We start from the raw sequence: 22,970 nt of genomic DNA, 5'->3' as shown, positions 1-22,970 counted from the left end.
CAGTTCAGGACTTGTTGCCGTCCGCAACACGGTCTTTCATCAGGTGCGACGGGCGAAACGTCAAAACGCGGCGCGGGTTGATCGGCACTTCTTCGCCTGTCTTGGGGTTGCGTCCGATACGGGCTGACTTGTCGCGCACAGAGAATGTTCCGAAAGACGAGATTTTGACTTGCTCGCCACGCACCAGCGCATCCGACATTTCTTCCAGCACCGTCTCAACAAGTTGGGCGCTCTCGTTACGCGACAGGCCAACCTCGCGAAATACTGCTTCGCTCAAATCCATCCGCGTCAGTGTCGTACTCGTCATCGTATTCCCCCTAATTTTTCCAAGACATTGGCTAGCTTGGCTGTCCAAGTCAATAACTTCCCATTCGGCAGCTGTCTCAGCCGTGGGCGTGACCTTACCAGCGCAGGACCACCGCACCCCACGCCAGCCCGCCGCCAATTGCTTCGGTTACAATCAAATCGCCTGTTTTGATCTGGCCGCGCGCGACGCCCACGGACAGGGCCAGCGGTATGGAGGCGGCCGAGGTATTACCGTGATCCTGAACCGTCACAACAACCTTGTCCATCGACAGCCCCAGCTTTTTGGCCGTGCCTTGAATAATGCGAATATTGGCTTGATGTGGCACGATCCAGTCAACCTCGTCCGAGGTGATGCCAGCGCGCGCCATTGCCGTGGTGGCGGTCTGGCTCAGCTTTGCCACTGCATGGCGAAAGACCTGATTGCCCTGCATCCGCAAATAGCCCGAAGTGCCCGTCGATACCCCCCCGTCAACATACAGAAGTTCGCGGTGGGTGCCGTCAGAATTCAGATCGGTAGACAGGATGCCACGGTCATCGCTTGTACCGCTGGCGTCTTCGGCCTCCAACAGTACTGCCCCTGCGCCATCGCCGAACAACACGCATGTGCTGCGGTCGGTCCAGTCCATAATCTTGCTGAATGTTTCTGCCCCGATTACCATCACACGGGTTGCCTGACCCGACAGGATCAGCGCGTTTGCATTGCTGAGCGCAAAAACAAAACCCGCACAAACTGCTTGAATATCAAAGGCAAAGCCGCTTTTCATGCCAAGCTGCGCCTGTACCATGGTGGCAGCGGATGGAAAGGTCAGATCGGCGGTAGAGGTGGCAACGATAACCGCGTCGATATCGTCCGGACCAAGATCCGCCATGTCCAGGGCAGCGCGTGCAGCAGCAGTTGCCATGCTGGATGTCGTTTCACCTTCGCCTGCAAAATGCCGCCGTTCGATACCTGAACGCGCACGAATCCATTCATCGTTGGTATCTAGTGTCGCCTCGAACTCGGCGTTTTCAACAACACGGGTCGGCAGATAGTGGCCCACCCCTTTTACTACAGCACGCAGGGTCATTCGGCGGCAGGCTCCTCGGTGGGTAGGGCGGCGGCGACGCGCGCGGCCAGCTTGTCGTTAAATCCGTTCTCGGCCAGCTGCGCCGCGAGTTTGATTGCGGCTGATATTCCAGTGGCATCAGCAGAACCGTGCGACTTCACCACAGTGCCGTTCAGTCCCAAAAATACGCCACCATTCACGCGACGCGGGTCGATCTTTTTGCGCAGTCGCATCAGTGAGGTATAGGCCAGCAGCGAGGCGAGCTGGGACAGGATCGAATATTTAAACGCTTCCCTGAGACGCTGGCCGATCAGGCTGGCCGTACCTTCACCTGTCTTGATCGCCACGTTACCGGTAAATCCATCGGTGACGATCACGTCGGCCTTGTTGCCCGAAATATCACCGCCTTCGACGAATCCGACGAATTCATAGGCCGCCTCTGTCTGGTGATCGCGAATCAGATCGTGCGCTTCTTTCAGCTCGGTGCGTCCCTTATGCTCTTCCGTGCCGACATTGAGCAGGCCAATGCGGGGTCGTTCTACGTTCAGGCCATTGCGTGCATAAGACATGCCCATCAGCGCATAGCGCAGCAGATCATCCGCATCAGCACGAATGTCTGCACCTACGTCGAGCATCACGTTAAAGCCCTGGGTGTTGGAGGAGGGGTAGAGCACGGCAATGGCAGGTCGGTTCACACCAGGCAGCTTGCGCAGACGGATCATCGACAGGGCCATTAGCGCGCCTGTATTGCCGCAGGACACGGCGACACTTGCTTCGCCTGTGCGCACGGCCTCGACTGTGGACCACATCGAGGTGTTTTTACCCGTGCGTACGACCTGACTGGGTTTATCATCCATCGTGACAACACCGACCGCATCACAGATTTGCGTGCGGGTCTCCAGCTCCGGGTGTTTGCTCACCAGCGCGCGCAACTCTGCCTCGGGGCCGTGCAGGATAAAGGAAATGTCTGGATTTGCTTGCGCCGATTTAAGGCAACCGGCAACAACAGCTGCCGGTCCCAGATCGCCCCCCATTGCATCGACCGAAATGAGGGTTCGGGCATTCGCGGAATTGTGATCGGTCGGGGCCGTCATCTGCTGCGAGTGCCTTTAGTTGTTAGGGTCGAGCGCAGCTTACGCCGCGTCGTCTTCGAGATCAATCTCGTCGATCTGTGCAACGACTTCTTTATCGGCGTAGTGGCCGCAAGATGCACAGATATGGTGTGGGCGCTTCAGCTCACCGCAGTTTGAACACTCGTTCGGGTTCGCCGCAGACAGCGAATCGTGTGAGCGGCGGTTATTGCGGCGCGATTTGGATACTTTATTCTGCTGGACAGCCATGTCTGGTGCCTTTGTATTCGGGGCCGTGTTGCACACATCGGATGTGCAGGGCCGTGTTTCGGGTCAAGTCCCACGGGGGGCGTGTGGTGCGTTTAGGCAAGTGCTGCTCGCTTGTCCAACGCTATTTCGCCGTACTGCGGCAAAATATGGTGAAAACACGTGCCGTTTGGCTGTTTCATGCCACTCAGCGCGCGTGCCTAGCTTTCGTCCTTGCCGCCGAGCTGGTCTTTGAGTGCTGCAAGCCCTGCGAAAGGGCGCGCCTCTTCATCGCTCATCGGTTTCTTGCCAGGCTCCGTGACGCGGATCGGCTCGATGGCTGCGCCTTCTTTGCGCGGGTATTCGGGCAGGGCGAGGGCCAGCGCCTCTTGCATGATGACGGCAGGGTCAATCCATGCGCCCAATGGCTCGACTGTATCGTCCTCTGGCATCTCTATCTCTGGCGCATCCACATCCGAGTAGTCACGCACGAAAATCCGGTGAACGTCTGTATCAATCCGCGTCACCACAGGCTCAAGCGTGACAACGCAGGGTTGGGTCACTGTGCCCCCAAGGCGGGCTTTCAGCTCCCAATCGGCATCGCCCAAAGGACGCAACGTGCCTTCAAAAGACAATTTGCGCAGACCGTCCAGATGAAGCTCTTTGGCGATCTGGGCCAATGTGGCCGCATCAGGGCGCAAGGCAAAGGGCGTAGGCACGCCTTGGGACAGGGAAGACACCCTGAGGCTGGTAGCACTTGGAGGGGTTGCTGGCATGACTATGTGCTTTCGTTTCTTGAACCGCAGGGCGCATTTGGTATATGCGAGATAAAAGCCATACAGGTTAAGGGCAAGGGGCAGCACCATGGGTAACTCGAATTACACGATGCATGCGCGGCGGTTGCTGCTGGGTGCGGTGCTGGTCGGAGGCATTTCGGCCTGCAGCCCACAATACGTAAACCACGGGTATATCCCGCCGCAAGAAGAGCTGGACCAGATCGTCGTCGGTGTCGATACACGCGCTTCGGTTGAAGAAACGATTGGGACGCCAGCAACAGCGGGCGTCGTCAACGACAGTGGCTTTTACTATGTTCGCAGCCGCCAGCGTACCTTTGGCGCTTTGGCCCCCAAGGTGGTGGAGCGTCAGGTGCTTGCCATCAGTTTTGACAGCGCGGGCGTTGTCAGCAACATCGAGCGGTTCGGGCTGGAGCGCGGGCAAGTCGTGCCGTTGGCACGCCGTGTGACAACATCCGGTGTCAGCAATACAGGCTTTTTGCGCCAGCTGCTGGGCAATCTTGGCCGGTTTAACCCCGCAGGGTTGGCAGGCTGATCCCATACAAGGAGGAGCGCGTGGCATCTGTGCGGCGCAGCACTCCGCTCGGGGACGCGATGAAACCGCTTAGCAAAGGCAGATATACCGTGCGTGTTGCGCAATCGGGCGCGGACAGGGCCGCAGCATTAACGCTGCGCGGGCTGTGCTTTGGTGCGGCAGGGGGCGTTGCAGACGCCTTTGACGCGGCAGCGACACAAGTCATCGTCGAGAATGTACAGACCTGTGCGATTGTGGCGACTTTTCGCATGGCGCTTTTGGACGGCGTGCAACTGCCACAGAGCTATGCCGCACAGTTTTATGATCTGTCGGCCCTTACCGCCTATCCGGGTTCTATGCTGGAGCTGGGCCGTTTTTGCATCGATCCCGCGCTCAGCGATCCCGACGTCTTGCGCATCGCTTGGGCCGCGCTGACCGCCTATGTCGATGAGGCGGGAATAAAGCTGCTGTTTGGCTGTTCGTCCTTTCAGGGCACGCAGGCTGCACCCTATCTGGATGCCTTTGCATTGCTCAAAGCGCGTCACTTGGCACCAGCGCGCTGGTCGCCGCAGATCAAGGCCGAGCATGTCTTTGATTATGCATTAGAATTGCACGACAAACCCGATCTGAAACAGGCCAATGCGGCGATGCCGCCTTTGCTGCGCACATATCTGATGATGGGCGGATGGGTCAGCGATCATGCGGTCATCGACCACCAGATGAACACGCTGCACGTCTTCACCGGACTGGAAATCGGATCAATTTCACCGGCCCGTAAAACGCTGTTACGTGCGCTGTTGTCATAGCACGGAGGAGTGATTGCCTTTTTGTCTGATTGACGTTTTGGCGCGCGGGCTTTAGGCGGCTCGTATGGCACGCGCACCCCTTCTCCAGCTCTCCGATATCGCCCTCACATTTGGCGGTGATCCTGTATTTGAAGACCTCGGTCTTGTCGTCCAACCGGGCGACCGATTGGCATTGGTGGGGCGCAATGGCTCTGGCAAATCGACCTTGATGAAAGTCATGGCGGGACTGGTTGAAGCAGACAGTGGTATGGTCACTGCGGGTCCGGGTGTTAGCGTCGGCTACATGGAACAAGACCCTGATTTGACTGGGTTCGAGACATTGGGCGACTTTGCTTCCCACGGCCTTGAGCCAGGGGAACTATACAAGGTTGAGCGGGCTGGCGAAGGTCTCAAGTTTGATCCGGAGCGCCCCGTTGCAACTGCCTCTGGTGGAGAGCGGCGGCGCGCGGCGCTGGCGCGCCTGATGGCGCTGTCGCCCGAGCTGATGCTGCTGGACGAGCCGACGAACCACCTCGACATTGAGGCCATCGCGTGGCTCGAGGACGAGTTGAAATCGACCCGTGCTGCCTACGTCATTATCTCCCACGACCGTGCATTTCTGAACGCGCTGACCCGTGCGACCCTTTGGATTGATCGTGGCGCCGTGCGCCGACAAGAGATCGGTTTTCAAGGGTTTGAAGCATGGCGTGACCAGATCTGGGAAGAAGAGGACATGCAACGCCACAAGCTCAACCGCAAGATCAAGGCGGAAGCGCGGTGGGCGGTTGAAGGCATCAGCGCACGGCGCAAGCGCAATCAGGGCCGCGTGCGGGCCTTGCAGGAATTGCGGGCCGAGCGCGCAGGCCAGATCAAGCGTCAGGGCACGGCGGCGATGGCGCTGGAAGCGGGGCCAAAGTCTGGCCGTAAGGTCATGGAAGCCTTTAATATCACGAAGGTCTTTGGCGATAAGGTGATCCTGCATGACTTCTCGCTGACGGTAAACCGTGGTGACAGGATCGCCCTCGTAGGACCAAACGGCGTAGGCAAAACCACGCTGCTGAACATGTTGATCGGCAAGGAACAGCCCGACAGTGGCGAGGTCAAGATCGGCACCAATTTGGCCCTTGCACTGTTTGATCAGGCGCGGGCGCAGTTGGATGGCGATATGACCTTGTGGGATAGCCTGACAGGTGATCCCGAGATGCGTGTATCGGGCAAGGCAGACCAGATCTTGGTGCGCGGGAATCCCAAGCATGTTGTTGGATACCTTAAAGAATTTCTGTTCGACGAGGCACAGGCGCGTGCGCCGGTCCGGTCTTTGTCAGGTGGCGAAAAGGCGCGTCTGCTGCTGGCTAAACTGATGGCGCGGGAAAGCAATTTGCTGGTCCTTGACGAACCTACAAACGATTTGGATGTTGAAACCCTTGATTTGATGCAAGAATTGCTGGGCAGCTACGACGGGACCGTTATTCTGGTAAGCCACGATCGCGACTTTCTCGACCGTGTTGCGGCCACGACTATCGCTATGGAAGGTGACGGCAAGGCCACTGTTTATGCAGGCGGTTGGAGCGATTATCTGGCACAGCGCGGGATGGAGGATTTCTCGGAAAGTGTCGTGAAACCAAAAGGTTCTGCCCAAAAAGTCACGCAAAAAGAAGCTAAGGCACAAAAGGGCCTCAGCTTTACCGAGAAGCACCGTCTAGAGGCTTTGCCCGCAGAAATCGAACGGTTGGGCGCCGAGATTGCCAAACTGGAAGAATTGCTTGGCGATCCAGCCTTGTTCACAGAACAGCCTGCGAAGTTTCAAAAGGCGAGCGATGCGTTGGTCCAGCGGCACGAAAAACTCAGCGATGCCGAGGAAGAATGGCTGCTGCTGGAAGAGAAGGCGAGCAGCTGATTTCAGGGGGGTGTTTTGCGTACACCGCCTGTACACCCCCTGTACACCGTGCGGCAGACGCCCTTTCGTGGTAGGACAGCCGCGTGCATAAGAATTTTCTAAATCTCGATCTGCTTGGCGATTGCCGCGCGTTATCTAACCCAAGACTGCCCAGCGAAGCCATGTACCGCCAGTGGATTGTACCTTTGCACCGGCACGACATTTGAAGCGGTCAATCTGCTGTGTGGTCTGCGGGCCGAGGTCAAGCCTAGTGATGCCCGCGGCATGTAGATGCTGCATTGCTTCCCACAAGATCAGATTATGCGCATGGCTGCTGCGCCCTGCATCGGTTGTATGGCCGATGTGATAGGTCGCGCGGGTGCCATGGGTCAGAAACAGCATATGCGCCACTTCGTATCCGCGCAGCAATGCGGTGAACAGCAGCGTTTGCGCAGGCGCCGCTTGGACAAAGGCGGCTGTCAGAGCGGGCGGCCAGTTTTGATAGCGGCGGGTGCGGGCTTGGTCGGTCTCAAGGTCCAGAACCGGATGATCGGGCGACAGGGGGCGGATGCGCAGACGCAGCGCGCTATTTTCGGCGCGGCGCAATTGGTTGCGCCATTTCTGGTGCAGGGCGGCGCGGCGGGTTTCTTTACTGGTTCTCAGATCAAGAGAGAGCAGGCTGCGTGGCGGGCTGATCCTAACGGCACGCGGCATCGCGCAGGGCTGTTCGGGAGAGAGAATAAGCGGTCTGCGGGCGACACCTGCTTGTGTGAGTTGCGCGTGCAGATCTGCGGGTGGTGCAGCACGCGGCAGCATGAGGATGGGAACACCTACCACGCTGCGTGCCAGTAACAGCAGCCCCGAAGGCAGCCGCAAAGGCGTGCCGCCGCAGAGTGTCAGGGCGGTGGCAAAGGCGCTGTCTTGCATCAGCGCATGATCGGTAGGCGGGGGCGATGTATCAAACATACCCCCTTTGTGGGCCGTGCGGGGTTAAAGCGGGATTAACCTTGCTTTGACCCCGCTATGTATTCAGCCGCCTAACTGCACCAATGCATGGCGTTTTTTGCCAGCCGACAGTTTGATTGGTGTGGCCAGTGCGTCTGCGCCCAGCATCATCCCCGCATCGGTCAGCGGGGCATCATCAAGGCGCGCACCATTGTCCGAGATCAGGCGCTTGGCCTCTTTGCCCGAACCTGCGAGGCCCGATTTCACAATGAGCTGAACGATCGAAATGCCGTCGCCAACCTCTTCTGCGGTGAGGGTGAGCGTTGGCAGATCATCTCCCACCCCGCCTTTTTCAAAGACTTCGCGGGCTGTCGCCTCGGCGGCGGCGGCAGCATCTGCGCCATGCAGCAGGCTTGTCACTTCATTGGCGAGCTTGATCTTGGCCTCGTTAATCTCGGAGCCTTGAAGCGCGCCGAGGCGGTCACATTCTTCCACGGGCAGTTCTGTATAGAGCTTGAGGAAGCGGCCTACATCTGCGTCGGTGGTGTTGCGCCAGAACTGCCAGAACTCATATGGCGACAGCATATCGGGGTTGAGCCAGATGGCCCCCGATTGGCTTTTACCCATTTTCTTGCCGTCCGAAGTTGTGAGCAACGGGGACGTCAGGCCGTAGACTTCGCCATCGATAACGCGGCGGGTCAGGTCGATGCCGTTTACGATGTTGCCCCACTGGTCGCTGCCGCCCATTTGAAGGATGCAGCCATAGCGGCGGTGCAGCTCCATAAAGTCGTAGGCTTGCAGGATCATGTAGTTGAATTCGAGAAAGCTCAGCGACTGTTCGCGGTCCAGCCGTGACTTTACGCTCTCGAAGGCCAGCATGCGGTTGATGGAGAAATGCCGCCCGATGTCGCGCAGGAATTCGAGGTAGTTCAATCCGTCCAGCCATTCCGCGTTGTTGATCATCATCGCATCTGTGTCGCCATCGCCATAGGTCAAGTAGGCGCTGAAGACCTTTTTGATGCCGGCGATGTTGTCGTCGATCTGCTCGGGTGTCAGCAGGGGGCGCTCGTCGGCGCGAAAGGACGGATCGCCCACTTTGGTGGTGCCGCCGCCCATCAGGGTGATCGGCTTGCCGCCTGTCTTTTGCAGCCAGCGCAGCATCATGATCTGGATCAGAGAGCCTACGTGCAGGGATTTGGCTGTGGCATCAAAGCCGATATAGCCGGGCATGGCCCCTTTGAGCAGCGCCTCGTCGAGGCCTTGATAATCGGTGCAATCGGCAAGGAAGCCACGCTCCATCATAACGGCGACGAAATCTGATTTGGGATGGTATGTCATGGCGCTTGCCCTCAGCATAAATTGCAGGGCATCTATAGGGCGAGCAGGGCCAAAGGAAAAGGCAAGAATATGAGCGGCGGCGCGAGCAAGAGAGCCATAGCGAAGACGGGCGTGGTGACGGCTGCGGGGGCGATGTCGGGCACATCTCTGGACGGAGTCGACGTGGCTGTGCTGCGGACTGACGGGCATGACATCACCGATTTCGGGCGCAGTGCCTTTCGCGACTATAGCGTCGACGAGCGGGCAGTGATTGCGCAGGGGCTTGGCCAGTGGTCGGGCGTTGCGGTTGAGGCCGCAACCGAGGTGGTGGAGGCCGCGCATCTGAAAATTCTACGCGACTTTATGGATGTGGATCTGGTCGGGTTTCACGGCCAGACGCTGGCCCATGCGCCGCGCACCCTCGGGACGTTGCAGGTAGGCGATGGTGCGATGCTGGCGGCGCAATTGGGCGTGCCTGTGGTTTGGGATTTTCGCAGCGCCGATGTGAGCCTTGGCGGGGAGGGCGCGCCGCTTGCGCCGTTTTTCCACCACGCTTGTGCGCGGTATGTGGGGGCGCAGGAGCCTGTCGCGTTTCTGAACCTTGGCGGGGTCGGAAACCTGACGTGGGTTGATCCGCGCGTGGTGGCACCGCAGACGCAAGGGGCTTTGCTGGCCTTTGATACGGGGCCCGCAAATGCGCCAATAAACGATCTTATGCAGGAACGGCTTGGGCTGGCTTATGACAAGGACGGCGCCGTGGCACGTGGCGGCACCGTCGAGACGGGCGCGTTGGAGTTGTTTCTGGCCGAGCCGTATTTCGCGCGTATGCCGCCCAAATCACTGGACCGCAATGATTTTGCTGAAATGGTCGCATTGGTGCGGGAGTTGTCGGACGCGGATGCGGCGGCCACGCTGACGGCCATGTGTGCCGCAGGTGTGGCGGAAGCGATGCAGCATTGTCCATCCGCGCCTGCCCGTGTGCTGGTCACAGGAGGCGGACGGCGCAACCCTGTTCTAATGCAAATGCTTGAAGTGTCGCTGGATTGTCCTGTGGAGGCCATCGAAGAGGTAGGTCTGGACGGTGATATGTTGGAGGCGCAGGCCTTTGCCTATCTGGCGGTGCGCGTTGCACGGGGGCTGCCGACGAGTTGTGCGGGAACCACGGGCGTGCGCGCTGCAGTGGGCGGCGGCACGGTGAGTGTACCACTCAGCGCAGCATAAGCGGGTTTGATCCAAAGGAGCGCTGGCGCGCATGACATGTTTTGTCTGGCGCGCGGGGCTGCGTTTAGCGCGCGATCAACAGGGTTTATCTGCAGCGATCTCGTATCTGGTGCGACCAAAGCGGCGCGAGATGACACGCAGACAGACGGATTGGCCTTTCATGACGGTGGGGCGTGCAAGTTGCGGCGCTGTAAAGACCTGCGTTTGGTCAGGCATGGCCACCGACACGTGCCACGGATCGGCACCGGCATCGGGCAATGTGCTGGTGACGTTCAGCACGGTCGCCGAAACCGCCTCGGCCCGTTGGCGTGTGGTATCGAACAGGGCAAGTGCGGCAAGCAGGGTGATGCCGGTGATGGCGATGAATTGTTTCCGCGTCATAGGGTCAGGTCTTTTTCGTAGAACAGCAGGTGGGGCAGGACAGCTTCGGGAATGGGTTGATAGGGTCCACGTTGGCTGAAGCCCATACCTTCGTAAAGCCTGCGGGCAGCTGTCAGGCTGACAGAAGTATCCAGCACCGTGCGATAAAAGCCGTCGCTGCGGGCTTGCTTTGTGCAGGCGGTGACCAGTTTGCGGGCGATGCCGTGGCCGCGTGCAAAGGGGGCTACATAAAGGCGCTTGATCTCGCTTGTTTGCTGATCCAGCGCGTAGGTCATCACGCAGGCTGCGGGCTCTCCGTTCACTTCGGCCAGCAGAATGATCCCGTTCGGGCGCGCGTGTTCCGCATCAAGCCTGTCCATCAGCGCCTCGTATTTGGGGACGGGGTAAAAAGTCTCGGTGATTTGGGCATCGATGGGGGAGACCCCCAAAAGATGTTCGCGGTAGCCCCAGCACAGCGCACGCACGGCGGACAGGTCGTCGGGGGTGGTCGCGGGGCGTATGAGGGTCATTTACGCAGTACCTTCAGCATATCTGGCGGAATGGGGCAGGTGAGTGAGATTTCTTTCACGCGGTCGTTGATAAAGTGTCTTTGTTCGTCTGTGCGCCGGTTGTGGAGGAATTCGCGGCGCGTGGCGTTTGCACTGACGTAGATCCAGTCGCCGCGCAATGCGGGTTTGCGCATCGCGCTGCCGCTGTTGATCGGGCTGAGCCAGATGTGATCGCGGTAGAGATCATAGAGCGTGGCTGCATCAAAATCAAAGCGGTGCATATCGCTGGGGAGGCTGCGTGCGAAGGCATCGCCCTGTTGGCCACGCCAGAGGAATATGCGGGTATCGAGCTGGGCTGCCCAGCTTTCCAGAGTATGGCCATCAAGAAACCTGTCAGCCTTGCGGCGGCCAGCAAGCAAGGGCTTTTGATGGTTCAAGCGGACACTGCGGCCTTTGATGGCGAATTCAACAGGTGTGCTGCGCAGGGTTATCGATGCAGGATCAATGCCCGCGCGTTTTGCCAGCATCGCAGGCGGCATCAGACCCAGAGCCTTGATGCCGCCCAGATTTTCGGCGGGTGTGAAGTGGGAGAGCGTATCCCCCACAGTCCAACAGAATTCCGCGCGGTCCAAGTTTACTTGAGGATGCTGCGGCCCGCGTATTGCGCGGTTTCGCCCAGTGCTTCCTCGATGCGGATCAACTGGTTGTATTTCGCCAGCCTGTCGGAGCGCGCGAGGCTGCCTGTTTTGATCTGGCCGCAATTGGTGGCGACAGCGAGGTCGGCGATGGTGGCATCCTCGGTCTCGCCCGAGCGGTGGGACATCACGTTGGTGAACCCTGCGCGGTGGGCCATGTCTACGGCTTGAAGTGTTTCGGTCAAGCTGCCGATCTGGTTGACTTTTACCAGCATGGAGTTTGCCGCACGGCGTTTGATGCCATCGGCCAGACGGGCGGGGTTGGTGACGAACAGATCATCGCCAACCAATTGCACCTTGTCGCCGATCGCGGCGTTCAGGGCGATCCAGCCCTCCCAGTCATCCTCGGACATGCCGTCTTCGATGCTGATGATGGGGTAGTCGTTTACCAGCGATTGCAGATAGGCGACGTTTTCGTCCGATGTAAGGGTTTTGCCTTCACCACTCAGGACATACGCGCCGTCCTTGTAGTATTCGGTGGCGGCACAATCCAACGCGAGGTAGATCTCCTCGCCGGGTTTGTAGCCCGCCTTTTCGATGGATTTCAAAATGAAATCAAGCGCGTCACGGGTAGAGCTGATGTTGGGGGCAAAGCCGCCCTCATCGCCCACACCTGTGGCCAGACCTGCATCCGACAGCTCTTTCTTGAGCGTATGAAAAACCTCGGCCCCCATGCGCACGGCCTCGCGGATGTTGTCCGCAGCGACGGGCATGATCATGAATTCCTGAATGTCGATAGGGTTGTCGGCATGCTCGCCCCCGTTGATGATGTTCATCATCGGGACGGGCAAAACGCGCGCAGAGGTGCCGCCGACATAGCGATACAGGGGCTGGGTGCAGAAATCGGCCGCTGCCTTGGCCGAGGCGAGCGAGACACCAAGGATCGCATTGGCACCGAGGCGTGATTTGTTTGCGGTGCCGTCAAGTTCGATCATGGCTTCGTCCAGATCGACTTGCTCGGTTACATCCATGCCGACCAGCGCGCCTGCGATCTCGCCATTTACGGCGGCACATGCTTCCAGCACGCCCTTGCCGAAATAGCGGGTTTTGTCGCCATCGCGCTTCTCTACCGCTTCGTGTGCGCCTGTGGAGGCACCAGATGGTACGGCCGCGCGGCCCATTGTGCCATCCTCCAGGATCACATCGACCTCGACTGTGGGGTTGCCACGGCTGTCGAGGATTTCGCGGGCGTGAATGTCGATGATGGTGCTCATGAGGGCGCTCCTGAAGGGCAGATCGGTGAATTTCGCCCCGTCTTATAGGCGGCGCTCAGGGTTTGGAAGGGCTGAGGGTGGCTTTGAGGCGCTGTTTGCGCTCACGCAAAACGGTATAAATGCCAGAGGCCACGATGATAGCCGCCCCCAGCAGTGTCCAGATGTCGGGGCGTTCATCGAAAAAGACCATGCCGATGAACAGCGCAAAGATCAGGCGCGAATAGCGGAAAGGGCTGACAAAACTGACTTCGCCCACGCGCATGGCGGCGACGATGGCATAATAGGCAAAAACACCGATGGTGATGGAGGCGATGATCAGGGCGGTCAGGCGCAGGTCAAGCGCGGCGAGCGGCTGGCCCGTGACCGGCAGCAGCATGAGGCCTGCGGGGATCAACACCAGAAAGCCCAGAAAGCTGAGCTGCATGGTGGAGAGTGTTTGTGGCACCTTTCGCGTGGCGATGTCGCGCAGCGCAAGACCCAGAACACCGCCAAGCGCAAAGAGCGACAGAGGCGAAAAGCCTTCAAGCCCCGGGCGGATGATCATCAGCACGCCCATAAAGCCAACGGCAATGGCCGCCCATCTGCGCCAGCCGACAGCTTCGCCCAGAAAGAGGGCAGCCCCCAGCGTGACGACAAGTGGTGTGGCCTGCAAGATAGCGGAAGCGGTAGAGAGCGGGGTAAAGACAATGGCCGAGATAAAGCACATGGTGCCAATAATCTCGCCCACGCCGCGCAGGATGACGGGGCCTGTGAGCATTGCACGTTCGAACAGCGCGCGGCCCTGTATCAGCACGATCACGGCAAATATGGCCGAACCGCCCACACCCAACATGAACAGAATCTGACCGATTGGCAGGGCATCGCCCATCATTTTGATAAAGCTGTCTTCGATCGCGAAGCCGAGCATGGCCAGCACCATGAAGATCGCGCCGCGCAGGTTGTCCATGGGAAAGCTCCGGTTGGGGTGTGGCGGCGTGATGCGCCTTTGGGGGGCGCGGTGCAAGGGGGTTAGTTTTTGATCTTGACGCGAGGGTGGTTGTCTTTGTTGGCGAACTGCAGGCGCGGCATCGCCTTTACCAATCCGCTGAGTTTGGCAAAGCCGTAGGTGCGCGGATCAAAGTCGGGACGCATGGCACGCAAATTCTTTCCGATTGCACTTAGTGAAACCCACTCTTCTTCGGTCTCACAGCGGCTTATTGCGTTGCAGATCAGTTGATAGGCCTGATTCAGATCCTGTTTGGATTTAGCTTTTGTCGCCGTGGTACCTTCACTTTTCGTAGACAGGTTTTCGATTTGGACAAAGCGGTTGCACACATTCTTGAGCGCGTCGTTGGCCTTTGCGTTGCCGATAACGATAACTTCGCGACCGTCCTCGCGCAGGCGGTTGACGAGTGCAGTATAATCGCTGTCCGAAGAGACGATGACGAACGTGTTTAGCTTGCCAGAGTGCAGGATATCCATCGCGTCAATCACCAGCCCGATGTCTGTGGCGTTCTTTCCGGTCGTGTTGGCGGTTTCCTGACGCGCGACCAGCCCCAACTCGTGAATGGGATCTTTCCATCCTTTGATTTCTTCCTTGGACCAATCGCCATAGACGCGCCTGAGCGCGGGCTCGCCTATTTTTGTGATCTCGTCGTAGATGTCTTTGGCATGTTTGGCCGAGATATTGTCGGCATCTATCAACACCGCCAGCAGGGGGCGGTCGGGGTCTATGCGATTGGACATGGGGGAGGCTCCTGTATGTGTCGGGCGGTGATAAGACGCCGCGTCGCGCTTTGCCATAGCAGTTGACTTATCGGCGCGCGGCCCCCATGTGGGGGTCAGGGCAAGCCTTCTGCCGCGTGAGCAGGCTGCGGTGATCCGCATACGCAAGGCCGCCCTTTGTTCCCAAAATCACGCGTGGGGCAGACGCATGCCGACAGGTGCCGGACGTTTGGTCCGCGCCTGCGATCGTGTCATGCGCACCACGGATACGCGCCCGCACTGCGGTGGGGCGCATGGAAGACGAGACTTAATGAGCGATTTTGACATGATGGAGCTGCCATCAGCTCTGGTAAAACGATTGGCCGCTATGGGCCTGAACGAGCCGACACCAATCCAGAAACAGGCAATACCACACGGGCTGAATGGCCGCGATGTGATGGGACTGGCCCAGACGGGCACGGGCAAGACGGCCGCCTTTGGTATCCCGCTGATCGCGCGGATGCTGGAGCTGGAAGGCCGCCCGAACCCCAAATCGGTACGCGGCCTTGTGCTGGCACCCACCCGCGAGCTGGCCACACAGATCAGCGTGAATCTGCGCAGCTTTGCCGAGAGCACGCCGATCAAAGTGGCGATGGTTGTGGGCGGGCAGAACATCAACACACAGATCAAACGCCTGCATGGCGGTGTGGATATTCTGGTGGCGACACCGGGCCGTCTGCTGGATTTGATGGATCGCCGCGCCGTGCGTCTGGACGAGGCCAAGTTTCTGGTGCTGGACGAGGCCGACCAGATGCTGGACATGGGGTTCATCCATGATCTGCGCAAGATTTCACAAGTGATCCCGAAGGACCGCCAGACGTTTCTTTTCTCGGCGACGATGCCAAAGCTGATGAACGAGATCGCCAACAGCTATCTGAACAGCCCGATCCGCATCGAAGTGTCGCCCCCCGGCAAGGCGGCGGACAAGGTGACGCAAGAGGTGCATTTCATTGCCAAGGCAGAAAAGAAATCCCTGCTGATCGAACTGCTGGAAAAGCACAAGGGCGAGCGGGCGCTGGTTTTTGGCCGCACCAAGCACGGGTGTGAAAAGCTGATGAAGGATCTGGTGAAAGCTGGCTTCGATGCAGCCTCGATCCATGGGAATAAATCCCAAGGGCAGCGGGACCGCGCGATTGAGGGGTTCAAAAAGGGCGACATCACGGTGTTGGTTGCCACCGATGTGGCTGCACGGGGGCTGGATATACCTGATGTAAAGCACGTCTATAACTATGAGCTGCCCAACGTGCCTGACAACTATGTGCACCGTATTGGCCGGACCGCGCGTGCGGGCAAAGACGGTGCCGCGATTGCGTTTTGCGCGCCCGACGAGATGGGCGAGCTGATTGATATTCAGAAGGTCATGGGTATCCGTATTCCTGTGGCGTCTGGCCGCGTGTGGGAGAGCCATGAAATTCCGGCCAAGCCAAAGCAGCAAGGGCGCGGTGGCCGTGGTCGTGGTGGCGGCGGCGGAGGTGGCGGTGGTCGTCCCCAAGGGGGCGGTGGTGCCCGACCTGCTGGCGGCGGTGCTGGCAAACCGGGTGGCGGGCGCAGACGGCGCAGCGGCGGCGGTGGCGGCAAGCCTGCGGGCGGAGCCAGCTAAAGCAGGCATTTCTTTCTGCGCGCGTACATGGTGCGGGCGCAGGAAAGCTCTGCATCGCACCGGTTTCACTGATTATTTATACTGCAACTAAACTCGGCTTGCGCAGACAGGCTGTATTGTCTGTGGAGTTGCAGCCGATACCAGACATGGGCTGTTTTGTGCCGTGGCGCTGCCTGTGTCCGCACGCGCCGTGATGCAATCCGTGTTGCCACGCCATCAAGTGATCTATTCCGCCGGCTATCTCAGGAACCGCGGACTTCTGAAATAGAGGTTTCATTCAGTTTTTGTACCAAGCTGTTCTCGACGTCTTCCAGCACGGCGGCAACTCTCTTGTGCAGCGCATGCTCGACCGAGCAGGACGGCGCATCGCTATTCTCATCGCTTGCAACAATACGTTCGTCCAGCGCGAGATAGACATCGGCAAGTGTTATCTTTTCGGGCGCGCGCGCCAACTGCCAGCCGCCCGCGTGCCCCTTCTCCGAGGTCAGCAGCCCCGCCTCGCGAAGCCGCCCCAGAACCCGCCGGACAACCACCGGATTGGTGCCCGCGTGCTCTGCGATATCGGCTGAGGTGCGCATTTTGTCCGGCTCCCCCGCCATATGACTGAGTGTATGAAGGGCCAGAGATAGGCGACTGTTTCTCTTCAAGGTTATTCTCCAAGCAAATCTCACCTCACGCAACATTTGCTGTTGCGTGTATTGCGTAACTTCTTTAGTTGCGTGAGTGAATATCTTCAACTCTCGGGGAACAAGATGTCTTCACGCCACAAACGCAATCTGGGGCAAACAAGCCTCCGCGGCAAGCGCCGTGCGACTGATCCGATGCAAACCTATGATGCATTGCCTGCACCGCTTCGCCAATGGCTGGGGCAGGCGGCCCTGCCATGGTCACCGGCGTCTGCACGCCGTCTTTGGGAAAAAGCACATAGCAAAGGTGCTTGTGTCGAAGAAACCCTGTCAGCCCTGTCACAGGCCGAGGCCAAGACACTGTCCCGAGATCGCTTTGCCGCGCCGATCCTGCCCACTTCTGAACCCCGAAGGAACACTCCATGTCATTGATGACACGACTTACGCTTGCGACCCTCATGGCTTTCAGCCCCGCGTTGCCTGCTATGGCCCAAGAAAACAGCCTTACGGTTTCCATTGGCTTTGGTCCCACGGCAGAGGTGCCTGACCCGCGTGCAGGCTATAACGGTTGGATGTCTAACCAGACCGGCGTGACAGAAACCCTGATGGGTATTGATTATGAGATGAACCTCTATCCGCGTCTGGCCGAAAGGATCGCGCAGGTGTCTGCGACCACATGGCGGATTTCTTTGCGCGAAGGGTTGGCGTTTCATGATGGCACGCCTGTGACCGCACAGGCAGTTGTGGATGCAATTGCGCCGATCTCTGATGAGAACCACGCGGGCTATAATGCGCGCCTTGCCAACCTGCTTGATCTGGCCTCTGTTTCCACCGAGGGTGACCTTGGTGTTGTGTTCAAGACGAATTCCCCCAATGCTGCATTTCCGTGGACCTTGTCGGACCCGGGGATTGCTGTCCTTGGCACCGCCTCGGACGCGTTCCCGATCAACGCAACTGGGCCATTTGTGTTCAAAGAAGCGATCCCCGAGCAGCTTTACCGTGTTGAGGCGAACACAGATTACCGCCTTGGCGCACCTGCTTTGGAGGAGGTGCGGGTTGTGGGCATCCCTGATCCCGCAGCGGCTGCTTTGGCATTCGAGGCGGGGGAAGTGGATATGGTGATCAACTACCCCGAGACGGACTTTGCCCGTATTCAGGAAACTGGTGCGCTTGGATTTGCTGCCCCTACGGCGCGGCTGTATTTCTACACTGTCAACGCTGCAAGCGGCCCGATGGCAAATCCGCTCATTCGACGTGCTGTATCAGCGGCAATTGACCGCGACGGTATTGTGCAGGCAGCGCTGTCTGGCGTGGGTGGCGTGCCTGCGGGAACAGTCTATCCCGCTGGTATGGGCTGGGCGGCGGATATTGCGCCCGTCTATGACCCAGCCTTGGCCGAGCAGCTGCTGACCGAGGCAGGCGCTGTGAAAGAGGGCGGTACATGGATGGTGGATGGCGCACCACTGGAAATCGACATCGTCACCTATTCCTCCCGTGCTGCCCTTGCCCCGACAGCCGAGCTGACCCAAGCCTTTCTGCAAGCCATTGGCGTCAAGGCAAATGTGCGCGTGGGCGAGTACGGGGCCAGTAATGATGCGATTGCAGATGGCAGTGCCGACATGTTCTTGCAGGCATGGGTGACGACACCACAGGGCGACCCCGGTGCCGTATTGGAGGCTTTGCTGAAATCCACAGGTGGCTCGAACGCGGGCGGCTATGCCAATGCTGAACTGGATCAGTTGCTGGCTGACGGGCGCACGACATTTGATGCCGAAGGGCGCAAGGCAATCTATGACCGCGTACAGAAAATCATCGCGGCTGAGGCGGCCATCATCCCCGTCTTTCACGTCAGCCAGACCAATGTCGCCCGCGCAGGGTTGACGGGCTATGCCGTTCACCCGACAGAGACATATTGGATCACCCATGAGACTGCTTTGACGGAATGACGATATACGCAACCGGCCTGAGCGCGGTACGCTCGGGCCGCACAATTCTGCACGCTACGGATGTGAACATCAAACCCGCCACCCGCGTCGGGCTTGTTGGCGCGTCAGGGTCGGGTAAATCAACGCTGGGTCATGCGCTTATTGATGCGCTGCGTTGGCAAGGGCAAAGCGTCGCCCATGTCCCCCAGAGCCCTGACGAGGCGCTTGATCCGTTACGGTCTATGGCTTTTCACTGGCGCGAGGCAGAGCGGGCGTTGAACATGCCGCCTGATCCCGCACGCCAGCAGACGATTTTTATCGCGCTGCGCATCGAGGGCGGCGACCTGCGCAAACGCCCGTGGGGCTGGAGCCGCGGGATGCAGCAACGCTTTGTCATCGCCATGGCCCTGATTGGCACGCCAGACCTATTGGTACTGGACGAGCCGACATCGGCCCTTGACCCTGTAGTAGCGGCAAGCACGATGGACTTGCTGGAGGTTTATCTGGCGGATCGACCCACCGCATTGTTGCTGATTACACATGACCTCGGCCTTGCTGCCCGTCGTGTCACACGGCTGATGGTGATGGAGGGGGGACGGATTGTCGAAGACGCCGCCGTGGCGCGTCTGTTGTCTGCCCCGCAAACACAGGCCGCAAAATCGCTCTGCGCGCATCGTAACTGGCTGGAACTGCCATGTTGAAGGTCGACCGGATATCTGTGCGTCGGGCAACCACGCGCACCCTCGACGCCGTGTCATTCTCGCTTGGGTCCGGTGAAACCCTTGCGGTGGTGGGGGAAAGCGGCGCGGGTAAATCGACATTGATCGGCGCGATCCTTGGATTGGTGCCGTGTTATAGCGGCACAGTCACATGGAACGCGGCACCCGTTCGGCAGTGCCGTCCTGCGCTGGTCATGCAAGAACCCCGCAGTGCTTTTAACCCGCGCATGTCGCTGCGCCGCTCGGTCCTGGAACCGCTGGTGGCACAACGCCGCGCCGCAGACCCGAGCAGGCTGGCGTACCTTTGCCGTGGTTTGGAAATTTCGCCTGATCTGCTGGACCGCCGACCGTCCGAAGTCTCTATCGGGCAAGCGCAGCGTGTGGGCATCCTGCGTGCGTTGATTGGTGCGCCACCGCTGGTCTTGTTTGATGAACCGCTGTCGGCACTGGATGCGGTGACGCAAAAGCACACTGCGCGGCTGATAGCGCAGATGCAGCAAAACGAGGGGTTTGCTGCCCTTATCGTGACCCATGATCTGGGATATGCCGCAGCATATGCGGACCGGATCGTAGTCCTGCGTGCGGGCCGTGTTGAAGAGCTGAGCACGGCGCAAGCATTTGTCGAGGAACCACAATCCGCGTATGGGCGAACGCTGCGCGACGCCGCTTTTGCGCTTGGCGCATTGGAGCGTGTCGCGTGATCCGACTGCTGGCCAGCCTGATGCTACGCGCTGTTGTTGTGCTGACGGGGACGGCACTGGCGACCTTTGCGCTGCTATGGCACGCGCCAGGGGACCCTGCACTGGCAATCGCCCTCGCGCGGTATGACGCTCTTGTCGCGCGCGAAGTGGTTGATCTGGTTCGCGCCGAAGCTGGTCTGGATGCAGGGTTCTGGGCGGCTTTTCAGGCGTGGATCGCACCGCTGCTGGTTGGGGACTTTGGACAGTCTTCGGTGACGGGCCGCGATGTCTGGCCAGAGCTAGTGACAGCGGTATCATACACAGTGCCACTGGCGCTTGGCGGCCTGTTGGTCGGCGTGGCCATCTCTGTGCCGCTGGCGATCATCGCGACGCGGCGACCCCGCGGCTGGCTTGACCGCTTTGCCGTGGCGCTGGCCTCGATTGGTGCGGCTATTCCTGCATATTGGTTGGGTCTGTTGCTGATCTTGGTGTTTGCCGTTCATCTGGGGTGGCTGCCTGCCATGGGCGCGCGGACCCCCGCGCATGTCGTGCTGCCTGCGCTGACTTTGGGACTGGGGGTCGCCGCATCGCTGACGCGCATTCTAAGGTCGGGTATTCTGGAGGCCCGCGATCAGCCCTTTCTGCCTGCTATCAGACGGCGCGGTGTGGCTGCGCGTGATATCGAACGGGATCACGTTGCTCCGCATGCCGCGATCCCCGTTGTGACCGTCTTTGGGCTGGAACTGGCCTTTCTGCTGGAAGGCGCTGTGATGGTTGAAGTGATTTTCTCCCGCCCCGGCCTTGGCAGCTTTCTGGTGACTGCAATCGAGGCGCGCGACTTTCCCAAAGTGCAGGCTGTTGTCCTCCTTGCTGCGGTGCTGTTCGTGACCGTCAATCTGCTGATTGATCTGCTGTACCGCGCCGTTGATCCGCGGATCGGAGAGCAGAATGCGTAGTGTTTGGGTGCTGGCGGCGGGCCTTTTGCTGCTTGCGGTCGCGGGCCCGTGGCTGGCCCCGCATGATCCGACCCAGATCAACATTCCCAACCGTCTGAGCCCTCCAAATGCGCAGTGGCTCTTGGGCACTGACGCCTTGGGACGCGATACCCTGTCACGGCTGTTGCATGGCGCGCGCTGGTCGCTGGGCCTTGCCTTTGTGATCTCGGTGATTGGTCTGATCATTGGCACCCTCGCGGGGCTTTTGGCCGCACAAGGCGGCAGGCTGGCCGATTGGATTTTGATGCGCACCACGGACACGTTTCTGGCGTTCCCTGATCTGATCGCTGCCGTTGTTATTGCAGGGGTGCTGGGCGCGAGCATAACCAGTCTGGTCTTTGCGCTGACGGTAACGGGTTGGATGAGGTACGCGCGGGTTGCACGGGGCATCGGCCTGTCGCTGCAATCGCGTGGCTATGTTGTGCAAGCAAGGCTTGCTGGCTTGTCGCCGGTAGCGATCGCCCGTTGGCATTATCTGCCGGCGCTCTTACCGTCATTGGCCGTTGTGTGGACAGGCATGTTTGCCCGCGCCATTCTTGGCATTTCGGCGCTGGGGTTTTTGGGGTTTGGCGTGCAGCCACCCATGCCTGAATGGGGTTCAATGTTATTGGATGCGCGTATCCACATGCGCTCGACCCCGCTACAGATGATTTGGCCTGGCCTTGCGGTTGTCTGTTGCGTGCTGGCCATCAACCTGACGGGCGATGCCCTGCGCGACGCCCTTGCAGAACAGGAGCGTGGCGCATGATGCCTGATGATAATCCCCGCCTAGGGATCATATTGCGCGTGTTATCGGGCGTTTTGTTTGCAGGGATGGTGATTTGCGTCAAAGCGGTGAGTGAGAACATCCCGCTGGGCGAAATCGTGTTTTTCAGATCCGCCTTTGCCATCATCCCGTTGATCATATTCCTTTGGCTGCGTGGAGAGTTTCCGCAAGGACTGGCCACTAAGCGGCCCTTTGACCATATGTTGCGGGCCGGTCTGGGGGCATTGGCGCTGTTCGCCTCCTTTGCGTCTATTGCACGTCTTAACATTGCCGAGGCTGTTCTGATTGCACAGCTTTCACCGATATTTATGGCAATTGCTGCTGCTTTGTTGCTGCGTGAACGGTTGACCGTCTGGCGCATCGGCGGTCTGGTCTGTGGCTTTGCGGGTGTTGTGGTGATGGTTTGGCCCGAGATCGCAACCAACCGCGCTCAGGATGCGCGGCTTTTTGGCTTCGTGCTGGCCTTGCTGTCGGCAATTCTGGGCGCGCTTGCGTTGATTATGGTCCGTCGTCTGAACCGCACCGAAAGTCCGGGTTCAATCGCGCTGTACTTTGTTCTGGCCTCAATGCTGGGGGCTTTGTTCACTCTGCCTTCGGGATGGGTGATGCCGAATGGCTGGGCGCTTATCTTGTTGATTGGCGCAGGCCTGTTTGGCGGTTTTGCGCATATCGCCATGACCCTCGCATTCCGCTACGCAGAAGCGACCCGACTGGCGCCATTCGAATATCTGGCACTTCTTTGGCCACTGCTGGCAGACCTGTTGATCTTTCGCTTGCCTTTGACAACGAGCTTTATGTTGGCCGCGCCGTTGGTGTTGTTTGGCGCGGCTGTGGCAGCAGCAGAACAGAGCAAGCGGGTAGGGGACAAGGCGGCATAGCGAGTGGGCGCACCCCCTTCCAGCCTTGGAATTTAGAAAGACCTCGGGCTGTGCGTTTGACGACCAGCAGTTGATCTTGAGACGCCATAAAAGCCTCGCGTCTGCGCACAAAATTTGCAGGTCACCATCCGAAAAGCGGG

The 22,970-nt window shown here is 59.3% G+C and carries 26 protein-coding genes; 12 read left to right on the top strand and 14 right to left on the bottom strand.

Annotated elements, in window-relative coordinates; genetic code table 11:
* Nucleotides 1-4: 4 nt before the first annotated feature.
* The 5 genes from ihfA to Q0903_RS13700 all read right to left on the bottom strand — a co-directional run bounded on the left by ihfA (nt 5) and on the right by Q0903_RS13700 (nt 3,444).
* Complete coding sequence (gene ihfA / locus Q0903_RS13720) at nt 5-307, bottom strand: integration host factor subunit alpha (RefSeq protein ID WP_299023599.1); 303 nt, start codon at nt 305-307, stop codon at nt 5-7.
* A 94-nt stretch (nt 308-401) separates the two neighbouring features.
* Nucleotides 402-1,373 carry a beta-ketoacyl-ACP synthase III gene (locus tag Q0903_RS13715; RefSeq protein WP_299023598.1) on the bottom strand — a complete coding sequence of 324 codons (972 nt, stop codon included), beginning with the start codon at nt 1,371-1,373 and terminating at the stop codon, nt 402-404.
* Entirely contained in the window at nt 1,370-2,446 is a 1,077-nt protein-coding gene (gene plsX / locus Q0903_RS13710; RefSeq protein ID WP_299023597.1) for a phosphate acyltransferase PlsX, read from the bottom strand. Before plsX ends, Q0903_RS13715 begins: the two co-directional genes overlap by 4 nt.
* A gap of 39 nt (nt 2,447-2,485) precedes the next feature.
* Nucleotides 2,486-2,692 (bottom strand): 50S ribosomal protein L32, encoded by a 207-nt coding sequence (gene rpmF / locus Q0903_RS13705; RefSeq protein ID WP_299023596.1) that lies wholly within the window; start codon nt 2,690-2,692, stop codon nt 2,486-2,488.
* Between the two features lie 197 nt (nt 2,693-2,889).
* Nucleotides 2,890-3,444 (bottom strand): DUF177 domain-containing protein, encoded by a 555-nt coding sequence (locus tag Q0903_RS13700; protein ID WP_299416346.1) that lies wholly within the window; start codon nt 3,442-3,444, stop codon nt 2,890-2,892.
* An 88-nt stretch (nt 3,445-3,532) separates the two neighbouring features.
* Between Q0903_RS13700 and bamE the strand changes: the two genes are divergently transcribed.
* The 3 genes from bamE to Q0903_RS13685 all read left to right on the top strand — a co-directional run bounded on the left by bamE (nt 3,533) and on the right by Q0903_RS13685 (nt 6,658).
* Nucleotides 3,533-3,997: an outer membrane protein assembly factor BamE gene (gene bamE / locus Q0903_RS13695; protein WP_299023593.1), complete on the top strand. Its 465-nt coding sequence runs from the start codon at nt 3,533-3,535 to the stop codon at nt 3,995-3,997.
* A gap of 59 nt (nt 3,998-4,056) precedes the next feature.
* Nucleotides 4,057-4,782 carry a GNAT family N-acetyltransferase gene (locus Q0903_RS13690; protein WP_299416786.1) on the top strand — a complete coding sequence of 242 codons (726 nt, stop codon included), beginning with the start codon at nt 4,057-4,059 and terminating at the stop codon, nt 4,780-4,782.
* Nucleotides 4,783-4,846: 64 nt separating this feature from the next.
* A complete protein-coding gene (locus Q0903_RS13685) occupies nt 4,847-6,658 on the top strand; it encodes an ATP-binding cassette domain-containing protein (protein ID WP_299416342.1) in 1,812 nt (603 codons plus the stop codon).
* Nucleotides 6,659-6,793: 135 nt separating this feature from the next.
* Here the strand turns inward: Q0903_RS13685 and Q0903_RS13680 are convergent, their stop codons facing one another.
* Together Q0903_RS13680 and tyrS are read right to left on the bottom strand one after the other, a co-directional pair.
* Nucleotides 6,794-7,603: a GNAT family N-acetyltransferase gene (locus Q0903_RS13680; RefSeq protein WP_299416339.1), complete on the bottom strand. Its 810-nt coding sequence runs from the start codon at nt 7,601-7,603 to the stop codon at nt 6,794-6,796.
* Between the two features lie 63 nt (nt 7,604-7,666).
* Nucleotides 7,667-8,920: a tyrosine--tRNA ligase gene (tyrS, locus tag Q0903_RS13675; protein ID WP_299416337.1), complete on the bottom strand. Its 1,254-nt coding sequence runs from the start codon at nt 8,918-8,920 to the stop codon at nt 7,667-7,669.
* Between the two features lie 69 nt (nt 8,921-8,989).
* Here tyrS and Q0903_RS13670 point away from each other — a divergent pair, with 69 nt between their 5' ends.
* Nucleotides 8,990-10,120 carry an anhydro-N-acetylmuramic acid kinase gene (locus Q0903_RS13670; RefSeq protein ID WP_299416334.1) on the top strand — a complete coding sequence of 377 codons (1,131 nt, stop codon included), beginning with the start codon at nt 8,990-8,992 and terminating at the stop codon, nt 10,118-10,120.
* Between the two features lie 75 nt (nt 10,121-10,195).
* Here Q0903_RS13670 and Q0903_RS13665 read toward each other — a convergent pair whose 3' ends face one another.
* From Q0903_RS13665 to Q0903_RS13640, 6 genes are all read right to left on the bottom strand, one after another.
* Nucleotides 10,196-10,501 carry a hypothetical protein gene (locus tag Q0903_RS13665; RefSeq protein ID WP_299416332.1) on the bottom strand — a complete coding sequence of 102 codons (306 nt, stop codon included), beginning with the start codon at nt 10,499-10,501 and terminating at the stop codon, nt 10,196-10,198.
* On the bottom strand, nt 10,498-11,010 hold the full coding sequence (locus tag Q0903_RS13660) for a GNAT family N-acetyltransferase (RefSeq protein ID WP_299416329.1): 513 nt from the start codon (nt 11,008-11,010) through the stop codon (nt 10,498-10,500). Before Q0903_RS13660 ends, Q0903_RS13665 begins: the two co-directional genes overlap by 4 nt.
* Complete coding sequence (locus Q0903_RS13655) at nt 11,007-11,594, bottom strand: hypothetical protein (RefSeq protein ID WP_299416326.1); 588 nt, start codon at nt 11,592-11,594, stop codon at nt 11,007-11,009. The genes Q0903_RS13660 and Q0903_RS13655 overlap by 4 nt, the downstream gene beginning before the upstream one ends.
* A 29-nt stretch (nt 11,595-11,623) precedes the next feature.
* Entirely contained in the window at nt 11,624-12,898 is a 1,275-nt protein-coding gene (gene eno / locus Q0903_RS13650) for a phosphopyruvate hydratase (protein ID WP_299416324.1), read from the bottom strand.
* Between the two features lie 55 nt (nt 12,899-12,953).
* A complete protein-coding gene (locus Q0903_RS13645; RefSeq protein ID WP_299416321.1) occupies nt 12,954-13,844 on the bottom strand; it encodes a DMT family transporter in 891 nt (296 codons plus the stop codon).
* A 62-nt stretch (nt 13,845-13,906) separates the two neighbouring features.
* The gene (locus tag Q0903_RS13640; protein WP_299416318.1) at nt 13,907-14,623 is read right to left on the bottom strand and encodes an NYN domain-containing protein; all 717 of its coding nucleotides are present in this window, start codon (nt 14,621-14,623) and stop codon (nt 13,907-13,909) included.
* Nucleotides 14,624-14,912: 289 nt separating this feature from the next.
* On the opposite strand from Q0903_RS13640, the gene Q0903_RS13635 reads away from it, so the two are divergent.
* Nucleotides 14,913-16,241 carry a DEAD/DEAH box helicase gene (locus Q0903_RS13635; RefSeq protein ID WP_299416316.1) on the top strand — a complete coding sequence of 443 codons (1,329 nt, stop codon included), beginning with the start codon at nt 14,913-14,915 and terminating at the stop codon, nt 16,239-16,241.
* Nucleotides 16,242-16,483: 242 nt separating this feature from the next.
* Here the strand turns inward: Q0903_RS13635 and Q0903_RS13630 are convergent, their stop codons facing one another.
* Nucleotides 16,484-16,888 carry an Rrf2 family transcriptional regulator gene (locus tag Q0903_RS13630; protein ID WP_299023575.1) on the bottom strand — a complete coding sequence of 135 codons (405 nt, stop codon included), beginning with the start codon at nt 16,886-16,888 and terminating at the stop codon, nt 16,484-16,486.
* Between the two features lie 105 nt (nt 16,889-16,993).
* Between Q0903_RS13630 and Q0903_RS13625 the strand changes: the two genes are divergently transcribed.
* From Q0903_RS13625 to Q0903_RS13595, 7 genes are read left to right on the top strand one after another with little or no spacing between them, the layout of a single operon-like run.
* Complete coding sequence (locus Q0903_RS13625) at nt 16,994-17,299, top strand: DUF6525 family protein (RefSeq protein ID WP_299416313.1); 306 nt, start codon at nt 16,994-16,996, stop codon at nt 17,297-17,299.
* Nucleotides 17,290-18,813, top strand: a complete 1,524-nt coding sequence (locus Q0903_RS13620; RefSeq protein ID WP_299416311.1) for an ABC transporter substrate-binding protein — start codon at nt 17,290-17,292, stop codon at nt 18,811-18,813. Before Q0903_RS13625 ends, Q0903_RS13620 begins: the two co-directional genes overlap by 10 nt.
* A complete protein-coding gene (locus Q0903_RS13615; protein ID WP_299416308.1) occupies nt 18,810-19,493 on the top strand; it encodes an ATP-binding cassette domain-containing protein in 684 nt (227 codons plus the stop codon). The genes Q0903_RS13620 and Q0903_RS13615 overlap by 4 nt, the downstream gene beginning before the upstream one ends.
* On the top strand, nt 19,487-20,212 hold the full coding sequence (locus Q0903_RS13610) for a dipeptide/oligopeptide/nickel ABC transporter ATP-binding protein (RefSeq protein WP_299416305.1): 726 nt from the start codon (nt 19,487-19,489) through the stop codon (nt 20,210-20,212). Before Q0903_RS13615 ends, Q0903_RS13610 begins: the two co-directional genes overlap by 7 nt.
* Nucleotides 20,209-21,147, top strand: coding sequence for an ABC transporter permease (locus Q0903_RS13605; protein ID WP_299416302.1), 939 nt, complete (start codon nt 20,209-20,211; stop codon nt 21,145-21,147). Before Q0903_RS13610 ends, Q0903_RS13605 begins: the two co-directional genes overlap by 4 nt.
* Nucleotides 21,140-21,934 carry an ABC transporter permease gene (locus Q0903_RS13600; protein WP_299416301.1) on the top strand — a complete coding sequence of 265 codons (795 nt, stop codon included), beginning with the start codon at nt 21,140-21,142 and terminating at the stop codon, nt 21,932-21,934. The genes Q0903_RS13605 and Q0903_RS13600 overlap by 8 nt, the downstream gene beginning before the upstream one ends.
* Nucleotides 21,931-22,830 carry a DMT family transporter gene (locus Q0903_RS13595; RefSeq protein ID WP_299416298.1) on the top strand — a complete coding sequence of 300 codons (900 nt, stop codon included), beginning with the start codon at nt 21,931-21,933 and terminating at the stop codon, nt 22,828-22,830. Before Q0903_RS13600 ends, Q0903_RS13595 begins: the two co-directional genes overlap by 4 nt.
* The last annotated feature ends 140 nt before the right edge of the window (nt 22,831-22,970 follow it).

This window comes from uncultured Sulfitobacter sp. (genome assembly GCF_947502895.1).
In the GTDB taxonomy this organism is placed as follows: Bacteria; Pseudomonadota; Alphaproteobacteria; order Rhodobacterales; family Rhodobacteraceae; genus Sulfitobacter.
The sequence above is the reverse complement of the archived record's forward strand: the minus strand, read 5'-3'. Positions and strand labels throughout refer to the sequence as shown.